Source organism: Pseudomonas sp. GW821-FHT01E05, assembly GCF_059422425.1.
Genome location: NZ_JBWKWW010000004.1, coordinates 535,962 through 555,087 on the forward strand (window position 1 = coordinate 535,962; position 19,126 = coordinate 555,087).

General features: G+C 58.5%; 17 protein-coding genes. 11 read left to right on the forward strand and 6 right to left on the reverse strand.

What is annotated here, in order from left to right; translation table 11 throughout:
• Nucleotides 1-19: 19 nt before the first annotated feature.
• Nucleotides 20-904, forward strand: a complete 885-nt coding sequence (locus AC07W5_RS11725; protein WP_494995441.1) for a LysR family transcriptional regulator — start codon at nucleotides 20-22, stop codon at nucleotides 902-904.
• 172 nt (nucleotides 905-1,076) lie between these two features.
• On the opposite strand, the gene AC07W5_RS11730 is transcribed toward AC07W5_RS11725, so the two are convergent.
• Entirely contained in the window at nucleotides 1,077-2,090 is a 1,014-nt protein-coding gene (locus AC07W5_RS11730) for an AraC family transcriptional regulator (protein WP_494995442.1), read from the reverse strand.
• A 559-nt stretch (nucleotides 2,091-2,649) separates the two neighbouring features.
• On the opposite strand from AC07W5_RS11730, the gene antA reads away from it, so the two are divergent.
• The 4 genes from antA to AC07W5_RS11750 all read left to right on the forward strand — a co-directional run bounded on the left by antA (nucleotide 2,650) and on the right by AC07W5_RS11750 (nucleotide 7,053).
• Nucleotides 2,650-4,038, forward strand: a complete 1,389-nt coding sequence (antA, locus tag AC07W5_RS11735; protein ID WP_495013238.1) for an anthranilate 1,2-dioxygenase large subunit — start codon at nucleotides 2,650-2,652, stop codon at nucleotides 4,036-4,038.
• A gap of 2 nt (nucleotides 4,039-4,040) precedes the next feature.
• Entirely contained in the window at nucleotides 4,041-4,532 is a 492-nt protein-coding gene (gene antB / locus AC07W5_RS11740) for an anthranilate 1,2-dioxygenase small subunit (RefSeq protein WP_495013239.1), read from the forward strand.
• Nucleotides 4,533-4,550: 18 nt separating this feature from the next.
• On the forward strand, nucleotides 4,551-5,573 hold the full coding sequence (gene antC / locus AC07W5_RS11745) for an anthranilate 1,2-dioxygenase electron transfer component AntC (RefSeq protein ID WP_495023410.1): 1,023 nt from the start codon (nucleotides 4,551-4,553) through the stop codon (nucleotides 5,571-5,573).
• Nucleotides 5,574-5,649: 76 nt separating this feature from the next.
• Nucleotides 5,650-7,053 (forward strand): amino acid permease, encoded by a 1,404-nt coding sequence (locus tag AC07W5_RS11750; RefSeq protein ID WP_494995446.1) that lies wholly within the window; start codon nucleotides 5,650-5,652, stop codon nucleotides 7,051-7,053.
• A 63-nt stretch (nucleotides 7,054-7,116) separates the two neighbouring features.
• Here AC07W5_RS11750 and kynA read toward each other — a convergent pair whose 3' ends face one another.
• Nucleotides 7,117-7,971, reverse strand: a complete 855-nt coding sequence (gene kynA / locus AC07W5_RS11755) for a tryptophan 2,3-dioxygenase (protein WP_495013241.1) — start codon at nucleotides 7,969-7,971, stop codon at nucleotides 7,117-7,119.
• The gene (gene kynB, locus AC07W5_RS11760; protein ID WP_495013242.1) at nucleotides 7,968-8,633 is read right to left on the reverse strand and encodes an arylformamidase; all 666 of its coding nucleotides are present in this window, start codon (nucleotides 8,631-8,633) and stop codon (nucleotides 7,968-7,970) included. The genes kynA and kynB overlap by 4 nt, the downstream gene beginning before the upstream one ends.
• A 312-nt stretch (nucleotides 8,634-8,945) precedes the next feature.
• Here kynB and AC07W5_RS11765 point away from each other — a divergent pair, with 312 nt between their 5' ends.
• Entirely contained in the window at nucleotides 8,946-9,290 is a 345-nt protein-coding gene (locus tag AC07W5_RS11765; RefSeq protein WP_494995449.1) for a cupin domain-containing protein, read from the forward strand.
• A gap of 83 nt (nucleotides 9,291-9,373) precedes the next feature.
• On the opposite strand, the gene mmsB is transcribed toward AC07W5_RS11765, so the two are convergent.
• Entirely contained in the window at nucleotides 9,374-10,261 is an 888-nt protein-coding gene (gene mmsB, locus AC07W5_RS11770) for a 3-hydroxyisobutyrate dehydrogenase (protein WP_495013243.1), read from the reverse strand.
• Between the two features lie 14 nt (nucleotides 10,262-10,275).
• Nucleotides 10,276-11,802, reverse strand: a complete 1,527-nt coding sequence (locus AC07W5_RS11775; RefSeq protein ID WP_494995451.1) for a CoA-acylating methylmalonate-semialdehyde dehydrogenase — start codon at nucleotides 11,800-11,802, stop codon at nucleotides 10,276-10,278.
• Between the two features lie 162 nt (nucleotides 11,803-11,964).
• On the opposite strand from AC07W5_RS11775, the gene AC07W5_RS11780 reads away from it, so the two are divergent.
• Nucleotides 11,965-12,912 carry a LysR family transcriptional regulator gene (locus AC07W5_RS11780; protein ID WP_495013244.1) on the forward strand — a complete coding sequence of 316 codons (948 nt, stop codon included), beginning with the start codon at nucleotides 11,965-11,967 and terminating at the stop codon, nucleotides 12,910-12,912.
• Nucleotides 12,913-12,956: 44 nt separating this feature from the next.
• Here the strand turns inward: AC07W5_RS11780 and dgcN are convergent, their stop codons facing one another.
• A complete protein-coding gene (gene dgcN, locus AC07W5_RS11785; RefSeq protein ID WP_495023411.1) occupies nucleotides 12,957-14,225 on the reverse strand; it encodes a diguanylate cyclase DgcN/YfiN in 1,269 nt (422 codons plus the stop codon).
• A 467-nt stretch (nucleotides 14,226-14,692) separates the two neighbouring features.
• Here dgcN and AC07W5_RS11790 point away from each other — a divergent pair, with 467 nt between their 5' ends.
• From AC07W5_RS11790 to AC07W5_RS11805, 4 genes are all read left to right on the forward strand, one after another.
• The gene (locus AC07W5_RS11790; RefSeq protein ID WP_494995461.1) at nucleotides 14,693-15,544 is read left to right on the forward strand and encodes a sugar phosphate isomerase/epimerase family protein; all 852 of its coding nucleotides are present in this window, start codon (nucleotides 14,693-14,695) and stop codon (nucleotides 15,542-15,544) included.
• Nucleotides 15,545-15,555: 11 nt separating this feature from the next.
• Complete coding sequence (locus AC07W5_RS11795; protein WP_495023412.1) at nucleotides 15,556-16,614, forward strand: isopenicillin N synthase family dioxygenase; 1,059 nt, start codon at nucleotides 15,556-15,558, stop codon at nucleotides 16,612-16,614.
• Nucleotides 16,615-16,659: 45 nt separating this feature from the next.
• Complete coding sequence (locus tag AC07W5_RS11800; RefSeq protein ID WP_494995463.1) at nucleotides 16,660-17,460, forward strand: ABC transporter substrate-binding protein; 801 nt, start codon at nucleotides 16,660-16,662, stop codon at nucleotides 17,458-17,460.
• A gap of 95 nt (nucleotides 17,461-17,555) precedes the next feature.
• Nucleotides 17,556-19,091, forward strand: coding sequence for an amino acid ABC transporter permease/ATP-binding protein (locus AC07W5_RS11805; protein WP_495023413.1), 1,536 nt, complete (start codon nucleotides 17,556-17,558; stop codon nucleotides 19,089-19,091).
• Nucleotides 19,092-19,126 lie beyond the last annotated feature (35 nt).

The window sequence follows — 19,126 nt, forward strand, 5'->3', positions numbered from 1 at the left end:
CACTCTTTGAGGAGTCCCCATGGAGCTTCGCCATCTGCGTTATTTCCAGGTCCTGGGGGAAACCCTCAACTTCACTCGCGCCGCCGAGCGTCTGCATATCGCTCAGCCGCCCCTCAGCCGACAGATTCAGCAACTGGAAGACGAGTTGGGCGTGGTGCTGCTGGAGCGCGGTCGCCCGCTGCGACTGACTGAAGCCGGACGGTATTTTTATGAACACTCCAACGTCTTGCTCGAGCAACTGGGCAAGGTCTGCGACAACACCCGTCGCATCGGCCTGGGCGAGAAGACCTGGCTGGGTATCGGTTTTGCCCCTTCGACCTTATACGGCATGCTGCCAGAGCTGATTCGCCGCTTGCGCAACAACGACGCCCTGGAGCTGGAACTGGGCTTGTCGGAGATGACCACCCTGCAACAGGTCCAGGCACTCAAGGCCGGCAGGATCGATGTCGGCTTCGGCCGCATCCGCATTGACGATCCGGCGATTCAGCAACGCGTACTGATCGAGGATCGGCTGGTCGCCGTCCTCCCCGCCGGTCACCCGCTGCTGGCCGGGCCGACGACGCTCGCCGAGTTGGCCAAGGAGCCTTTCGTGCTGTATCCGGGCAATCCCAGGCCGAGCTATGCCGACCATGTGATCGCGCTCTTCGATGCCCATGGGCTGAGTATCAAGGTGTCCCAGTGGACCAATGAGTTGCAGACCGCCATCGGTCTGGTCGCCGCCGGCATGGGCGTGACGCTGGTGCCGGCCTCGGTACAGGTGCTGCACCGCGCCGATATCGGCTACACCTCGTTGCTCGAAGCCACGGCCACCTCGCCGATCATTCTCAGTCGCCGTGTCGCCGACCAGTCGCCAGGCCTCAATCACTGCCTGCAACTGATTGAAGAGTTGCTGATTCAAGCCTAGTGGCCTGTGTGGCTAGTTCGTTAGCTCAAATTCGGATGCCGGCGGCCCAGAGCCAAGGCGCTGTGACGAGTCATAGCCCGCTATGGCGAGGAACAGCAACGCAGGATATGGGCTGCTGGCGCCGAAGTTGACTAACAGAACTAGCCACACAGGCCACTAGTCGCCGGGATATTCAGAGCCCACGCATGCGCCGGGCTTCGTTACGCTGCACGGTCATGCTCGGGGATTCGTCGAACAACTTGCGGTACTCGGCGGAAAACCGCCCAAGGTGCGTGAAGCCCCAGCCCATGGCGATCTCGGAGATATTGCGCGCCGAGCCATGCTCGAGGATTTCCTGACGCACGGCATTCAACCGGTATTTTTTCAGGTAGACCATCGGTGACAGCGCGAAGTACTTCTTGAACGCCTCGAACAACTTGAAACGCGAGACGCCGGCCGCAGCTTCGATGTCCTCCAGATGCAACGCTTCGCGGGCGTTGTCGTGAATGTACTGCTTGGCCCTGATCAGATAATGCGGCAGCTTGACCCCCAACACGTCCCGCAGCTCCTCGGAATAATTGTTCGGCTGGGCGAGGATCAAACCTTTGATCAAAGAGCTTTCGATGTCCCGAGTGAAGGCCACCTGCTCGTACAGTTCACTGCTGCGTTCCAGCTCGGCAATGAAATAACGCGCCATGCGCCACCATGAGGCCGAGGCCCCGTCGACCGCATCCATCACCGACTCGAAACGCAGCGGCGCATCCAGCGGGCGCTGCAGCATCCCCTCCAGGGACTCACTCATGGCGACTCGAGTGATCACCACCTGGACTTTGCGACAGTCGCCGGAGATCGCCAGCACCTGGCTTTCATTCGGGGAAATGATCACCCCTTGATCGCGGTTGGACTTCAATAGGGTGCCGTTCTTGCTCAGTTCCTGCTCGCCCACCAAAGGCAAACTCAGGCTGTAACTGCTGAAGTGCTCGGCGTCTTCGATATCGATAGTGACATCGGTGCCATATTCGATGGTGCCCAGGGTCGTGGCCATCGACTTGAACACATTGGCGCTGTGATGAAAGCGGATCCGCTCGGGGGTCGAGGTCTGGAGCCGGTGCGGGCCGCAGATACCGGACATCCAGTGCCTCGCACCCTCAAGGTCATAGCGATCGATACGAATGTCGCGAAACTGCGGATCAGCTTTGCTACTCATCACGGCGCACCCACGGCAATATTTTTTTGCGCGCTCTAACGGCGCGTATCAGGCTTGAAAAGAGCAAGTTCCACGCCACAAGACGACCCAGCCAACCCAGTGGATAGCGATCACCGACTAAGCGGATAAAGCATCCGTCTTGAAGCGCAGGCAAGCCATCGAACAGCGTTCGACGCACCGCAAAACAGTACCTGATTGCTGCAAACGGGTGCAGCCGTTCATCGCCTGGTGCACCGCTTTGAGTATTAGCTGCCCAGCGCAAAGCCCGGGTGTTACCCCAGGTTAAAACCGTCCCCGTAGCAGCTGCCGAAGGCTGCGTTCGAGCGCGCAGCGGTCGTGTTGTAGGGTCTGCAACCGCACTCTTTCAGGGAAACCCTACATACCGACTTTACGACCGCTGCGCGGCCGAACGCAGCCTTCGGCAGCTGCTACGGGATCAGCGCGTCAATTGCCCACGAACTTTATGGACTGCCTTCGCCGACAAACCGGATAGACCCCTGCCCGCCCCACTCTCTCTAATGAGCGTACCGATTGGCCCGAATAAAAAAGGTACACGCCCATGAGTGGTGCAAAAAGCGTCGAACAGTGGAAAGAGTTTATCGAGGGCTGCCTGGACTTCCGTCCGGCAGACGGCGTGTTCCGGATTGCCCGGGATATTTTTACCGAGCCGCAGCTGTTCGATCTGGAGATGGAGCTGATCTTCGAGAAAAACTGGATCTACGCCTGCCACGAAAGTGAGCTGGCCAACAATCACGACTTCATCACCATGCGTGCCGGCCGCCAGCCAATGATCATTACCCGCGACGGCGACGGTCAGCTCAACGCGCTGATCAATGCCTGCCAGCATCGCGGCACGACATTGACCCGTGTCGGCAAGGGCAACCAGTCGACATTCACCTGCCCGTTCCACGCCTGGTGCTACAAAAGCGACGGACGCCTGGTCAAGGTCAAGGCTCCCGGCGAATACCCGGAAGGTTTCGACAAAGCCACTCGCGGCCTGAAAAAGGCTCGCATCCAGAGCTACAAGGGCTTTGTGTTCATCAGCCTGGACGTGCACGGCGAAAACAGCCTTGAAGATTTCCTCGGCGATGCCAAGGTGTTCTTCGACATGATGGTCGCCCAGTCGCCGACCGGTGAGCTGGAAGTGCTGCCCGGCAAGTCCGCCTACACCTACGACGGCAACTGGAAACTGCAGAACGAAAACGGTCTGGACGGCTATCACGTCAGCACGGTTCACTATAACTACGTGGCCACCGTGCAGCATCGCCAGCAAGTCAACAGCGAGAACGGCACCAGCGCTGGCGACACGCTTGACTACAGCAAGCTGGGCGCCGGCGATGCCAATACCGATGACGGCTGGTTCGCCTTCAACAATGGTCATAGCGTGCTGTTCAGCGATATGCCAAACCCGGCAGTGCGCTCCGGCTACGCCACGATCATGCCGCGCTTGATCGAAGAGCATGGCCAGGAAAAAGCCGAATGGATGATGCATCGCCTGCGCAACCTGAACATCTATCCCAGCCTGTTTTTCCTCGATCAGATCAGTTCGCAACTGCGCATCATCCGCCCGGTAGCCTGGAACAAGACTGAAATCATCAGCCAGTGCCTGGGCGTCAAGCACGAGTCGGACGCGGATCGGGAGAACCGGATTCGTCAATTCGAAGACTTCTTCAACGTTTCCGGACTCGGCACCCCGGATGACCTGGTGGAGTTCCGCGAAGCCCAGCGTGGTTTCCAGGCGCGCCTGGAGCGCTGGAGCGATATTTCTCGCGGCAGTCACCAATGGGCGACCGGCGCCACCCCCAACAGTGAGTCGATTGGCATCCTGCCGGCAATGACGGGCACCGAATTCACCCACGAAGGGCTTTACGTCAACCAGCACAGCAACTGGCAGAAATTTCTGCTCGATGGTCTGGAAGCGAAATCCTTGAAGCTGCGTGAGGTGTGAACATGAATCAGCAATTGCAGTACCAGATCGAGCAATTTTTCTATCGCAAGTCCGAACTGTGCGACGCCAAGGACTGGGACGCCTATATCAAACTGTTCGACGAACACAGTGAATTCCACCTGCCGCAATGGGACTCGGAACACGTCTACACCCTCGACCCCAAGCGCGAAATGTCACTGATCTACTACCCCAACCGCTCAGGCCTGGAGGACCGGGTGTTTCGCCTGCGTACAGGCAAGGCCGCCTCCGCGACGCCGATGCCACGCACGCTGCACCTGATCAACAACGTGCGCATCAGTGAACTTGAGGGCGGTGACCTGGAGGTGCGTCTGAACTGGCACACCCTGTTCTATCGCCTGGCCACTTCCGAGCAGTTTTACGGGAACGCGACCTATCGCCTCAAGCCCCGTGAAGACAGCTGGGTCATTACCCGCAAGCACGTCCTGCTGCTCAACGACACCATCAACTCGGTGCTCGACTTCTACCACCTCTGAATCCATGGAGACCGGGGCATGAATCACAAGGTCGCGTTCAGCTTTGCCGACGGCAAAACGTTGTTTTTTCCCGTACAACCCAATGAAATACTGCTCGACGCCGCTCTGCGCAACGGCATCAATATTCCCCTGGATTGCCGCGAGGGCGTCTGCGGAACCTGCCAGGGCCGCTGCGAATCGGGCGACTACAGCCAGGATTATGTGGACGAGGAGGCCCTTTCCAGCCAGGACCTGCAACAACGCAAAATGCTCACCTGCCAGACTCGGGTGAAATCCGATGCCACGTTTTACTTCGACTTCGCCTCTAGCCTGTGCAATGCATCAGGCCCGGACCAACTCACCGGTACGGTCACCGAAGTCAGGCAGGTCTCGGCCAGCACCGCGATCTTGCACCTGGATATGGGCACGGCAGGCCAGCCACTGGATTTCCTGCCGGGACAATACGCCCGACTGCTGATCCCGGGTACCCAGAGCAAACGCTCCTACTCGTTCGCCAACCGACCGAACAGCAGCAATCACCTGCAGTTCCTGATTCGCCTGCTGCCCGACGGAGTCATGAGCAACTACATCCGTGAACGCTGCCAGGTTGGCGACGAAATCGGGCTGCAAGCGCCGCTGGGGGCGTTCTATCTTCGCCACATCGCCAAACCGCTGATCCTGGTCGCCGGTGGCACCGGGCTATCGGCACTGCTCGGCATGCTCGACGAGATTGCCGAGCGTGGTTGCGAGCAGCCCGTGCATTTGTACTACGGTGTGCGGGACGCCGCCGATCTGTGCGAAAGCGCGCGCATTGAGGCCTATGCCGAACGCATTCCAGGGTTTCGCTACACCGAGGTGGTCAGTGATCCATCGCCGGAATGGGAGGGAAAGCGCGGCTACATTGCCGAGCATTTCGACACCAGCGAACTGCGCGACGCGGCGGTCGACATGTACGTCTGCGGGCCACCGCCCATGGTCGAATCGATCAAGACCTGGTTGCAGGCCCAAACCCTGGACAACGTTCATCTGTATTACGAAAAATTTACCGAGAGTAATGCCTGAGCCCTTAAAATGAGCGCAATTGAATAAACTGACGCATTCAAACCAAGCCTGACCATTACAACTAAAAGGAAACACGATGGCGGATGACATCTTGCAACAGGGTGAGCTCAAGCGGGGGTTGAAAAATCGTCATATTCAGCTGATCGCATTGGGCGGAGCGATTGGCACCGGACTGTTTCTGGGCTCCGCCGGCGTGCTCAAGTCGGCCGGGCCGTCGATGATCCTCGGCTATGCGATTGCCGGGTTTATCGCCTTTCTGATCATGCGTCAGCTGGGAGAGATGATCGTCGAGGAACCCGTGGCGGGCTCCTTCAGCCACTTTGCCCACAATTACTGGGGCGGTTTTGCCGGTTTCCTGTCCGGCTGGAACTACTGGGTGCTGTATGTGCTAGTGGGCATGGCGGAGCTGACGGCCGTTGGCAAATACGTGCAGTTCTGGTGGCCCGAGGTGCCGACCTGGATCAGTGCGGCGGTGTTCTTCGTACTGGTTAACCTGATCAACACGATGAACGTCAAAATCTTCGGCGAAATGGAGTTCTGGTTCGCGATCATCAAGGTCGTGGCGATCATCGGCATGATTGCCCTGGGCTGTTACATGCTGGTCAGCGGCACCGGCGGCCCGCAGGCCTCGGTGAGCAACCTGTGGAGCCATGGCGGCTTCTTCCCCAATGGCACCAACGGTTTGCTGATGGCGATGGCGTTCATCATGTTTTCATTCGGCGGCCTGGAGCTGGTCGGCATCACCGCCGCTGAAGCCAGCGAGCCGAGGAAGATCATTCCCAAGGCGATCAATCAGGTGGTTTACCGCGTGTTGATCTTCTACGTCGGCGCGCTCACCGTGCTGCTGTCGCTGTACCCATGGGACCAACTGCTACAGACATTGGGCGCTTCCGGCGATGCCTACAGCGGCAGTCCGTTTGTGCAAATTTTCGCCTTGATCGGCAGCAACACCGCGGCGCAAATCCTCAATTTTGTGGTGCTCACCGCGGCGCTCTCGGTCTACAACAGCGGCGTCTACTGCAACAGCCGTATGCTCTACGGCCTGGCGGAACAGGGCGATGCCCCCAAGGCGCTGATGAAGCTGAACAAACAGGGCGTACCGTTACTGGCGCTGGGCATCTCCGCGTTGATCACCATGTTGTGCGTGCTGGTCAATTATGTCGCCCCGCATGAAGCGCTTGAGTTGCTGTTCGCGCTGGTGGTCGCCTCGTTGATGATCAACTGGGCGCTGATCAGCCTGACTCACCTGAAGTTTCGCAAGGTCATGGGCCAACGCGGCATCGTGCCAGGCTTCAAGGCATTCTGGTCGCCTTACACCAATTACCTGTGCCTGGCCTTCATGGCCGTGATCATTTACGTGATGCTGTTGATTCCGGGGGTACGTGCGTCGGTCTACGCCATCCCGGTCTGGGTGCTGATCCTGTTCGTGTGCTACCGAATTCGGTTAGCCAGGACTCGCTCGTTGTCGGTCGCTCAATAGCCTTCAACCAGACGATAAAAAGCCCCGGCATTCGGTGAATGCCGGGGCTTCTTTTATTGTGGGTCAGAGGGTCGAACGCACTCGCCACAACTCCGGAAACAATACCGTGTCGAGCATCTTGCGAAGATAGCCGACGCCTTCAGTGCCGCCTGTGCCCGGTTGAAAACCAATGATCCGCTCAACGGTCGTGACATGCCGGAAGCGCCATTGACGGAACGAGTCTTCCAGATCGATCAGCTTCTCCGCCAACTGGTAGAGATCCCAATACCGTGAAGGATCGGTGTACACCACACGCCAGGCGGCTTCGACCGAGGCGTCATGAACGGTCGGGTTGGCCGGGTCGCGCTCGAAGCGCTGCGGATCAATCGCCAATCCTGCGCTGACCATCAACCGAATCGCTTCGTCATACAACGAAGGCGTGGCAATCGCCTTTTCAAGCTCTGCCAACAACTCGGGACGGTGAGCATGCGGACGCAATAGCGTTGCACTCTTGTTGCCCAGAATGAATTCGATCTCGCGGTATTGAAACGACTGAAAGCCCGATGACTGGCCCAGAAATGGCCGGATCGCGTGATACTCGGTGGGGGTCATGGTCGCCAGCACCGTCCAGGCATGCACCAGCTGATCGAAGATCCGCGAAACCCGCGCCAGCATTTTGAACGCCGGCGGCAGCTCACCCAGCCTGACGTGCTCGCGGGCGGCCTTGAGCTCATGCAGCATCAGCTTCATCCACAGCTCGGACGTCTGATGCTGGATGATGAACAGCATCTCGTTATGGTCCGGGGACAAGGGATGCTGGGCGCTGAGAATCTTGCCCAGGTCCAGGTAGTCGCCATAGCTCATGGTGTCGGAAAAATTCAGTTCGGCGTTATGCCATTCATCTGTCTGGCTGGCCGGCGAATAGGGACATTGGCTCATCGAACAGACTCCTCACGTTGCAGTGGATTGAGTGGACGCAGGACCGCCCTGACCGGACTGGCATCCAGGTTGGCAAAGCGCAGCGGCAAAGCGATCAATTCATAGTCCCCTTCCGGGACGTCATCGAGCACGATGCCTTCCAGGATAGCCATGCCATGCCGGGCCACCGCATTGTGCGCATCCATGGTTTTGGATTGTTGAGGGTCCAGTGACGGCGTATCGATACCGATCAACCGCACGCCCAGGCTTGCCAGCAGGTCGACGGTTTCTTTGGCGACAGCGGTGAAGTCCGGATCCCAGGAGGTTAGCGGCGCTTGTCGATAGGTGCGCAGCAGGACGCGTTCAGGCAGGTCTTGCAAGCGACCTTCAAGCTGTTCAGGGTGCACCAGCCGGCCGCTGTCCAGGCAATGCAACACGCGGCACGGACCGATATAGACATCCAGCGGCACATCGCCAATGGCTGCTCCGTCAGCGCTGTAATGCAGCGGCGCATCGACATGGGCACCCGTGTGAGGAGACAGAGTGATGCGCCCGACATTCACCGGGCACTCTGGCCCGAACTTCCAGACGCGCTCTTCTTGAAAAGGTGTATCACCCGGCCAGGTGGGTGTAGCGGTGCTCAAGGGCGGACTTATATCCCACCATGACATTGTTTCTTTCATTGCGAAGCTCTCGGCCTGTTCTGAAGTGAATGATACGAGTGATACCTGTGAATATTCTTGCGAAATCCTTCGGGAACGCCCAAGTATTTCGCACATATTGCTAAGAATCAGGCGTTTACCGGGCAGAAATTTCAATCAGCGAAATCGACTTCCGAACGGTTCATTCAAACGCCTGCTTCCATCCTTCGAGCATTACAACGATGCTCGAAGGCCACTGCGTTTCTGGATAGCTCAGTGTCGAGTACAGACAACTGACGCCTCGCCAAGCCCTATAGGGTGCGACTTCAGTTCTCCCTACCGTCCGGAGTCATCATGTCCAAACCGATTACCGTCCTGCGCGATACTCACCCGTTGCCAGTGCTCGATGCCTGCAAATGGGAAAAACTCGAAGGCGACCCGCACACCGTCAACCTCAACGCCTACACCAGCGAAGACGGCAGCAAGATCATGGGCACCTGGATCTGCACACCGGGCAAATGGCGAGTTGAGTACGTGAAGTGGGAGTACTGCCATTTTCAGGAAGGCTACTGCGTGATCACCCCGGACGGCATGGCGCCGATCCATCTGCGGGCGGGTGATATTTTCGTCGTGGAGCCGGGGATGACAGGCACTTGGGAAGTGGTCGAGACAGTGCGCAAGTATTTCGTGTTTGCCTGAACCTGACACGAATATTTGTGGCGAGGGATCGCCGCTTCGAAAAAACCCGAGAGCCCACCCGACGTGGGCTCTCGGAAAACCCCTTACTGGGGTTTGCGATAGCTGTTGATGATCGCCGAGAAGTCCTTGTCCCCTTCCCCACGCTGACTCATCGCCTGATACAACTGCTGGGCCACCGCGCCGAGCACCACCGGTTGGTGTGCCTGACGCGCCGCTTCAGTGGCCAGGCCCAGATCCTTGAGCATCAGCTCGGCATGGAAACCGCCGGTATAACCGCGCGACGCCGGCGCCGTTTCGACAATGCCTGGCCATGGGTTATACATCTCCGAACTCCAGCAACGCCCGGTCGAACTGTTGATGACTCCGGCCAGCACCTGGGTATCGATCCCCAGTGCGTCGCCCAACGCCATGGCTTCGCTGACACCGACCATGGAAATCCCCAGCAGCAGGTTGTTGCAGATCTTGGCAATTTGCCCGGTGCCGACTTCACCGCAACGAACGATGTTGCGGCCCATTTGCGCCAGCACCGGTTGCAGGATGGCGAACAATTCCGGCGTAGCGCCAACCATGAAAGTCAGAGTCCCAGCCTGTGCACCGCCGGTACCACCGGATACCGGTGCATCGGCCATGGCCACGCCTTGCTTGGCCGCAGCAGCCGCCACATCGCGGGCGGTCTGCGGGTCGATGGTGCTGCAATCCACCGCCGGAACACCCTTGGCAATCCCGGCCAATACGCCGTCTTCATCCAGCCAGACGCTACGTACATGGGCAGCCGCCGGCAACATGGTGATGACCAGTTCGCTGCCTTGAGCCGCTTCACGAGGTGAAGTGCTGATGGTGCCACCCAACTGTGCCAGTTCGGCGAGCACGGTCTGATTCAGGTCAAACAGGTTCAGATCGTGGCCGGCCTTGATCAGGTTGCGCGCCATCGGCGCGCCCATGTTGCCCAGACCGATAAATGCAATTTTCATGTTCTTCTCCTCGATCAGCGCAAGTGAATGGTGGTGTTCACGCCATCGTTCACGCTGTCATCGTCGAACCAGCGACTGGTGACCGTCTTGGTCTGAGTGTAGAACTGAACCACTTGTTTGCCGTACGGACCGAGGTCACCGAGCTTGGAGCCACGCGAACCGGTGAAGCTGAAGAATGGGACCGGCACTGGAATCGGGATGTTGATCCCGACCTGACCGACATCGATCTCGTTCTGGAATTTACGTGCCGCCGCGCCGCTCTGGGTGAACAGACCGGTGCCGTTACCGAACGGGTTGCTGTTGACCAAGGCGATCGCTTGATCAAGGGTGTCGACTTCCATCACCACCAGCACCGGGCCGAAGATTTCCTGGGTGTAGATCTGCATCTCGGGGGTCACGCCAGAGAACAGGGTCGGGCCAATAAAGTTGCCCTGTTCGAACCCCGGAACCTTGATGTCACGGCCATCGAGTTCCAGCTTCGCGCCTTCCTTGATACCGCTTTCGATCAGGCCCAGAACGCGCGCCTTGGCCTTCTTGGAGATCACCGGGCCAACATCGGTACCCGGCTCGCTGCCGGCATTCACTTTGAGTTTTTGCGCCAGTGCCTTGAGGTCCGGTAGCCATTGCCTGGCCGCGCCTACCATCACCACGACTGAAGTGGCCATGCAACGCTGACCGGCCGCACCGAAACCGGCGCCGACCAAGGCGTTGAGGGCTTGTTCGCGATTGGCATCGGGCAGCACCACTGCGTGGTTTTTTGCGCCCATCATCGACTGCACACGCTTGCCGTGTTTGCCGGCCAGATCGTAGACGTGAGTACCGACCGCGGTCGAACCGACAAACGACACGGCTTTGATGTCTTTGTGGGTGCACAGCGCATCCACTACATCCTTGCCGCCGTGCACCACGTTAAGCACGCCCGGCGGAATCCCGGCTTCCAGCGCCAGCTCCACCAGCAACATGGTCGACATCGGGTCCTGCTCGGAAGGCTTGAGGACGAAGGTGTTGCCGCAGGCGATCGCCATCGGGAACATCCACAGTGGAATCATCGCCGGGAAGTTGAACGGGGTAATCCCGGCGCAGACGCCGATTGGCTGGCGCAGGGTGTAGGTATCGACACCACCGGCGACGTTCTCGGCAAACTCGCCCATCTGCAAACTGCCGATGGAGCACGCGTGTTCGACCACTTCCAGACCACGGAAAATATCGCCTTCAGCGTCAGCGATGGTCTTGCCCTGCTCGGCACTGAGCACTACCGCAATGCGTTTGGAGTGTTCACGAATCAACGCTTGAAGCTTGAGCATGATGCGCATCCGCGCGCCGATCGGCGTCAGCTTCCAGGTCTGGAAGGCGCGATGGGCGGCGCTGATGGCGGCGTCGACTTCAGCGGCGGTAGCGAACGGGACTTTGGCCAGCACTTGCTGGGTGGCCGGGTTGACGATGTCGTGCCACTCGGTGGTCTGCGACTCGACCCATTCGCCGTCGATCAGCAGCTTGACCCGTTGCAGGGTGGTTTCGTCTGGCGTGAGAGATACGTTCATGATGGTCTCCTGGCTTCTTGTTATTGAAGTGGGTTGCTGTGCAGGGAGCCAAGGCGTTTTGTCGCCTTGAAATGAGGCGGTGTCCCGAGTTGGTTGTCGGACTGTTTTTGGAGTATAGATGTGCAAACTTCTAATAAGAACGCACATAAAAGCCGGTCTAACATGCAAAAAAACATCACGTCTTTGGGCTCATTGAACTGGGACGACCTTAAGTTTTTCCTCGAGGTCGCCCGTACTCGCAAGGCCAGCACCGCCGCCAAACGCCTGGCGGTGGACTACACCACCGTGTCGCGGCGCATCAGCTCACTGGAAGGGGCGCTGGGCACGTTGCTGTTCGAGAAGTCGCGGACCAACGGCTTTGTGCTGACCGCCGAAGGTCAGCGCTTGCTGGGTTACGCCGAGTCGATCGAAAGCACGCTGCACATGGCCTGCGAGCAGGTCTCGGGCTCTGGCGTGGCGCTGTCGGGTCATGTGCGCATGGGCTGCACTGAAGGGTTCGGCAGCTTCTTTATCACCCCGCAGCTGAGCCATTTCGTCGACACCTACCCGGCGATTTCGGTGGACATCCTGCCGCTGCCGCACTTCATCAGCCTGTCCAAGCGTGAGGCGGATATCGTCATCGCTCTGGAACGCCCGGAACACGGCCCGTACGTGTGCTGCAAACTCTGCGACTACCGTTTGCAGCTGTATGCGACCCAGGATTATCTCGACAAACACCCACCGATCCGCCGCCCGACAGACTTGGGTAAACACCAGTTCATCAGCTATGTCGACGATCTGGCGTTCAGCTCGGAGCTGCTTTACCTGGCCAACGTGCTGCCCGGCGCCAGCGCCAACCTGCGCAGCACCAGCGTGATCGCTCAGTATGTCGCCGCGCAGCAGGGCCGCTCGCTGGCGATTCTGCCGTGCTTCCTCGCCGCGCAGGACCCGCGTCTGCTGCCGGTGCTGCCGGAGGAAATCAACATCACCCGGCAGTTCTGGATGTATTGCCGCGAGGATCTGCGCAAGCTCAAGCGGATTACCTTGTTGTGGGATTACATCCGCAGCGTGACCGAGCAGAATCAACACTTGTTGATGGGCGAAACCCGCTCGATGGTGTTCGCGGACTAATCCGCGCTCACTACAATCGACACTCGGCGATTTTCGGTGTGGATTCAGCGCCTGGTTTGAACATGGGCGACAGGGTGCTCCGCCCCCGCGGTGTACTGCCCGCCTCGGGAAAGGCGTTTGGCTTGACACATTGCCCCAGCGGCAGCATCGAGCAGGGTGCCTGGAGTAACGCCATGATCGGGATAGATGGCAATCCCGATACTGAGTGAGGTCAAGATTGAGGTATTGCCCGGCAACGGGATCGGCATGTCCATGCTGGCAATTATCTTGTCGGCAATGCGCTCGGCGTCCTCGTACTTGTGCAGGGGCGTCAGCAGAATGGCAAATTCGTCGCCGCCCAGACGCGCGACAAGGTCATCGTCGCGTAACTGCGCTCTGACCCGCGTCGCAACGGCAACCAATACCGCATCACCGGCTGCGTGCCCAAAATTATCGTTGATGCCTTTAAACCGGTCACCGTCGAGAAACAACACCGCGACCCGCTCATCGAGCTTGTTCGCACTGCGCAATGCGCGGATCAGCCGGCCCTCGAAAAACGCCCGATTCGGCAGGCCGGTGAGGCTGTCATGACTGGCCTGGTGGGCCAGCGTTTCGTTTTCGTTTTGCAGATTCGTTTGCCAGGCTTCCATTTCATCGAGCAAGGCATTGATGTCGTTACCCAGACTATTCAGCTCGGCAATCTCGGTCGGTGGCACGCGCTGATCGAAAGCTCGCTCGCTGCGGGCAGCATGGGCCACACTGGCCAGACCGCGCAGAGGGCCGATGACCCCTCGAAGCTGACGTCGTGCCAGATGCAGGGCAATCCAGGCACTCAGGGCGGTGCACAACACAATGCCGGCCAGACCACTGAGCAGAAAACGCAACAGGCTGCCGCCATGACCGGTGAGCAGGATGCTGCCGATTTCCCGCCCCTGATGGAGGATCGGCAGAGTGATCGGTTTTTCCAGAAAGGTCTGGGCTATCTGCGTTTCTAACTCAGAGAGCAACCCGGTTGCCGGTCGCTGCCAACGCGCCAGCAACCTCCCGTTCTCGCCGAAAACCTGCGCGTCTGCCACCTCTTCCATGGAGGCGATCAACGCCAACGCTTCAGTCACCGCGACCTTGTCGTCGAACACCACTGCAGCTTCCACGGTGTAGTTGATCGAGCGAGCAATCAGATGCAGGTTGTGATCGGCATAAACGCGCAAGGCCAGCCCCCCAAGCAGGGTCAAGGAAATGCTGGCCAGGCCCACCGCTACCAACGCGACGATCAAATGCCCGCGGCCAATGACCGAGCGCAAGGTCGGAGGGTTATCGAGCTTGAATAAACTCATGGGCCCGCTATGCCGGTCGGCGCTTCTGGCGGAGCAAAAGCGAGGGAGGTCAACAAACAGAGAATGGTCGAGAGCAGTAACTGCCTCCAGCCAGAAATGCGTTCTGTCGTCGCGTCCATGCTCGGATTCTCGATGATCGTTACAAGGTGATGCCGCAACGATAGCATAGCCAGTGAAATGCTCACGAAACAGCATTTATAGATAGGTGCCTAATTGTTTAGAGAAACATGAAGTAACGATTTGAGCTTTCCTATTCTTCCCAGACTCGCGTCCTGCCTACCATCGACACCAACGTGACCTGTGGCCGCCAAGCGGCCGTAATAATAATAAAAGCTGACAGCGATGCAGTGAGAACGGATCCCCAGAGATCCGGCTCATAGAAACCTTTTACTACTGCCATAACAGCCCGATTCGGTCATGTACCGCCTCGAGCCTTGAGTAGTTGAAGGAATCGCGGAGGTTCACCAATGAAACTGGAAATATTCCGTACCCTCTGGGGCTATACCGCAAGCAAGGCTCAGGCTCTCGATGAGTTACTGAAAGCCGGCTTCGACGGCATGGAGGCCCGCCTACCTCTTGATGTCAGTGAGCGAGCCGAGTTCGGCGCCTTTCTACGGGCCAATCGACTCGGTTACATCAGCACGGTTTTTACCGCCTATGACGTGTTGCCGGAACAATCCGCGCCGCCCACCGAACACCTTCTTGATCTGGACAAAAAACTCGCCTGGGCCGCCGAGCTCAATCCTCGCTTCGTCAATGTTCTGGCCGGCAATGACCGCTGGCCACTGGCGCAGCAGGTGGAGTTCTTCGGCCAGGCCATGACGCTTGCGCGCAAGCACGGGCAAGTCTGCAGCTTCGAAACCCACCGTTCACGCTCACTGTTCAATCCCTGGCTGACCCTTGAGTTGATCCGGCAGCTGCCCGACTTGCTGTTCACCAGCGATATCAGCCATTGGGTCGTCACCTGCGAACGCTTGTTGAATGACCCGGCGGATGACCTGAGTGCCTTCGTCGAACGCGTGCACCATATCCAGGCCCGGGTCGGGTATGACCAGGGTCCACAGGTTCCCCATCCCGCGGCCCCCGAGTACGCCCGGGAACTGGCCTTCCATCAACAGCACTGGGAAGCCATCTGGCGCTCCCAACAGGCTCGTGGCTATCAGGTCAGTACCCTGACGCCAGAGTTCGGCGCCGACGGCTATTTGCATCACCTGCCCTTCACCAATGTGCCGGTTGCCGACCTGTGGTCGCTGAATGTCTGGATGGCTAGAACAGAGCGCGAACACTTCGATCGCTTCAACCACTCAACTCTCTCGTGAGGTTTTGCGTCATGCCTGAGAAGATCAATAACAGCCCGGCCCAAGCTAATTTCAAAAGCATTCCGGTGGTGGATATCGCCGGTTTGTTCAGCATCGAACGGGAACATCGCCTGGCCGTCGCTGAACAGCTCGGGGTGGCCGCCAGTGAGGTCGGCTTTCTCTACATCACCAGCCACGGCATTGAGCCGCAGCTGATCGCCAACTTGCGCCAGGCAGCCAGGGACTATTTCGATCAGCCCTTCGCAACCAAGATGCAGCACTACATCGGCGCCTCGCAGACTCATAAAGGTTATGTCCCGGAAGGCGAAGAGGTTTACGCCAAGGGCAAACCGGATCACAAAGAAGCCTTCGATATCGGCTTCGAAGTCCCGGTAAACGACCCGCTGGTGCTGGCCAACACCCCGCTGCTCGGGCCAAATGAATGGCCGCTGCTGCCAGGTTTCAAGGAAGCAGTGCAGGCCTACTACGCTGCGATCTTCGACCTCGGCCGACGGCTGTTCGGTGGCTTCGCCCTGGCATTGGGCCTGGAGGAAGACTATTTCGACAGCATGGTCACCCGACCACCCTCAAAGCTGCGGTTGATCCACTATCCCTTCGACGACGCGGTCCAGGATGCACCCGGTATTGGTGCGCACACCGACTATGAGTGCTTCACCATTTTGCTGGCTGACAAACCGGGGCTGGAGGTGATGAACAACCTCGGCCAATGGATCGATGCGCCGCCCGTTCCAGACGCTTTCGTGGTGAACATCGGCGACATGCTCGAAGTCATGACCGCGGGTGCGTTCGTCGCTACCGCGCACCGTGTGCGCACAGTCAGTGAAGAGCGCTACTCCTTCCCGCTGTTCTACGCCTGCGACTTCCATACCCAGATCAAACCGCTGCCCGGCTTTGCCAAAACCGAGCACGAGTACGAGCAAATCACCATTGGTGAACACATGTACGGCCAAGCCTTGCAGACATACCAATACCTGCGCAAGCGGGTAGAAAATGGCGAGATCCTGCTTCCAGAAAAGGCCCGCAAGCCGTCGAGCTTCGGACATTTGAAAAACCAGGCGCAGCCTTCCTGAAACCCTGTCGTCGGCCACTACTTCCCTACCCTGGAGTCACCGAACATGTTCACTAAAAACACCGCATCCTGCCTGACCCTGCTTGCCGCCGGCCTGCTTTGCGCCACCGCCAGCTTTGCCACAACCACCGCGACACCGGGCCAGTTAAAAATCGGCATGGAAATCACCTACCCGCCGTTCGAATCCTATGACAGCCAGAAGAATATTGTCGGCTCCGATCCGGAACTGGCTCAGGCCCTGGCCAAGCAGATGCAAGCCAAGGCAGAGTTCGTCGATACCAAGTTCCCTAATCTGATTTCCGGCCTGAACTCCGGGCACTATGACGCGATTATCTCCGGCATGTACATCACGCCCGAGCGTCAGACTCAAGCCATGACCATTGGCTACGCCGTGACTGGCGCGGCAATCATGGCGCCGAAAGACAGCGGTCTGAATGCGCAAACCCCTGAGGACCTCTGCGGCCTGAAAGTCGGCCTGGAACAAGGCACCACCTGGGTCGCTCAATTGAAGAAACTCTCCACCGAATATTGTGTGCCGAACAACAAGGGCGCCATCACTGTCAGCGAGTTCCCGTCGGCACCGGAAGTGACCCAGGCCCTGCTGTCGAAAAACATCCAGGCCCAGATGGAAATCGCCGGCGCGGCGAAGATGATCGCCGAGCACACCAGTGGCCGCGTAGTGGTCACCAGCGAGCATCTGGTCTATCCGCAAACCCTCGGCATCTTCGTCAAGAAAGGCAACAACGACACCTATCAGGCGCTGCTCAAAGCGTTTGATGAAGCCAAAAAAAGCGGTGATTACGCGGCTATCCTGAAGAAGTACAACCTGGAAGAAGCGTCTAACTAAGGCTACGCCCCTTCGCGAGCACGCGCCTACAAAAACACCGCTCCCCATGCGGGAGCGGCTTACCCGCGAAGATTTCAATGCGGTTTGAGGTACTTATGCAATTCGATTGGACGTACTTTTTCTCCCTGTTTGCAGAGTCCGCCTTCTGGCAAGCCTGCGTCACCGTGATCGAACTCAGTTCGCTGGCCTGGTTCATCGGCATGTTGCTGGGTTTTCTCCTGGCCTCGGCCAAGTTGTCTGCTTCGGCCTGGCTTAAAATACCGGCGGCCGTTTATATCTGGTTCTTTCGCAGCATCCCGCTGCTGGTGCTGGTGGTGTTCGTCTACAACCTGCCGCAATTGTTTCCGATGACCGGCTCGGTACTGTCCAATCCGTTCTACTCCGGGCTGTTCGCGCTGGTGATAACCGAAGCGGCGTATATGGCAGAGATCCATCGCGGCGGCCTGATTTCGGTGGCCAAGGGTCAGAAAGAAGCCGGGCGTGCGCTGGGTGTCGGCTTTCTGGGCTTGCAGCGTTTGATCGTGATACCTCAAGCCTTTCGCATTTCCCTGCCCACGCTGATCAACGAATACATTACCGTGGTGAAACTGACATCGCTGATCTCGGTGATCTCCCTGACCGAACTGCTCACCGTCGGCCAGCGCCTGTACGCGCAAAACTTCCTGGTGATGGAAACCCTCGGCGCGGTAGCGGTGTATTACGTATTTATCGTGAGCGTGTTCGGCTGGTTTTTGCACCGACTGGAACGCTATCTGGATCTGAACCAACGCAAACCACAAACCCTCGACGAAACTGCCGTGGCCCGACTCAAGGCACAAATCCCACCGCTGATTGCCACTACCGGCCTTCCAGCCATCCACGGTGCAGCACCGGTTCTGCAATTGGAAAAGATCCACAAGCGCTATGGCAATCACGAGGTGCTCAAGGGCATCGACCTGAAGGTCGGCAGTGGTCAGGTAATCTCGATCATCGGCCCGTCAGGCTCGGGCAAAACTTCGTTGATCCGTACTATCAATGGCCTGGAAAGTATTGATCAAGGTGAGATCAAGCTGTTCGGCGAAAGCTTCATCAGCCACGATGACACTCCCAACAGCGCCCGGGTTCGCAGTGGCGTGCGGCATATCGGGATGGTTTTCCAGAACTTCAACCTGTTCCCCCATCGCTGCATTCTCGACAACATAACCCTGGCACCGCGCTACCACGGCAGCGCCAAGCCCTTGAGCGAACAACGCGCGTATGCACTGCTGGATAAGGTCGGGCTGCTGGCCCACGCACACAAATACCCGCATCAGCTTTCTGGTGGCCAGCAACAACGGGTAGCGATTGCCCGAGCATTGGCCATGGAGCCGAAGATCATGCTGTTCGATGAGCCGACTTCGGCCCTCGATCCGGAGCTGGTGGGCGACGTATTGAACGTGATTCGCGATTTGGCGAAGGAAGGTATGACCATGCTGATCGTGACCCACGAGATGGACTTCGCGATGTCGATTTCTGATCGGGTGATTTTCATGGAAGGCGGGAATATTCAGCTGGATGCAAGACCACACGCCATACGCAATGAGCAGGCCGGGGAGCGGGTCCGACGCTTCATGGGCCTGCCCTCCCAGGAAATGCTGCTGGTGGCGGAGTAGTCGTCGCGGGAATTGGCCAGGTCTTTGTGGCGAGA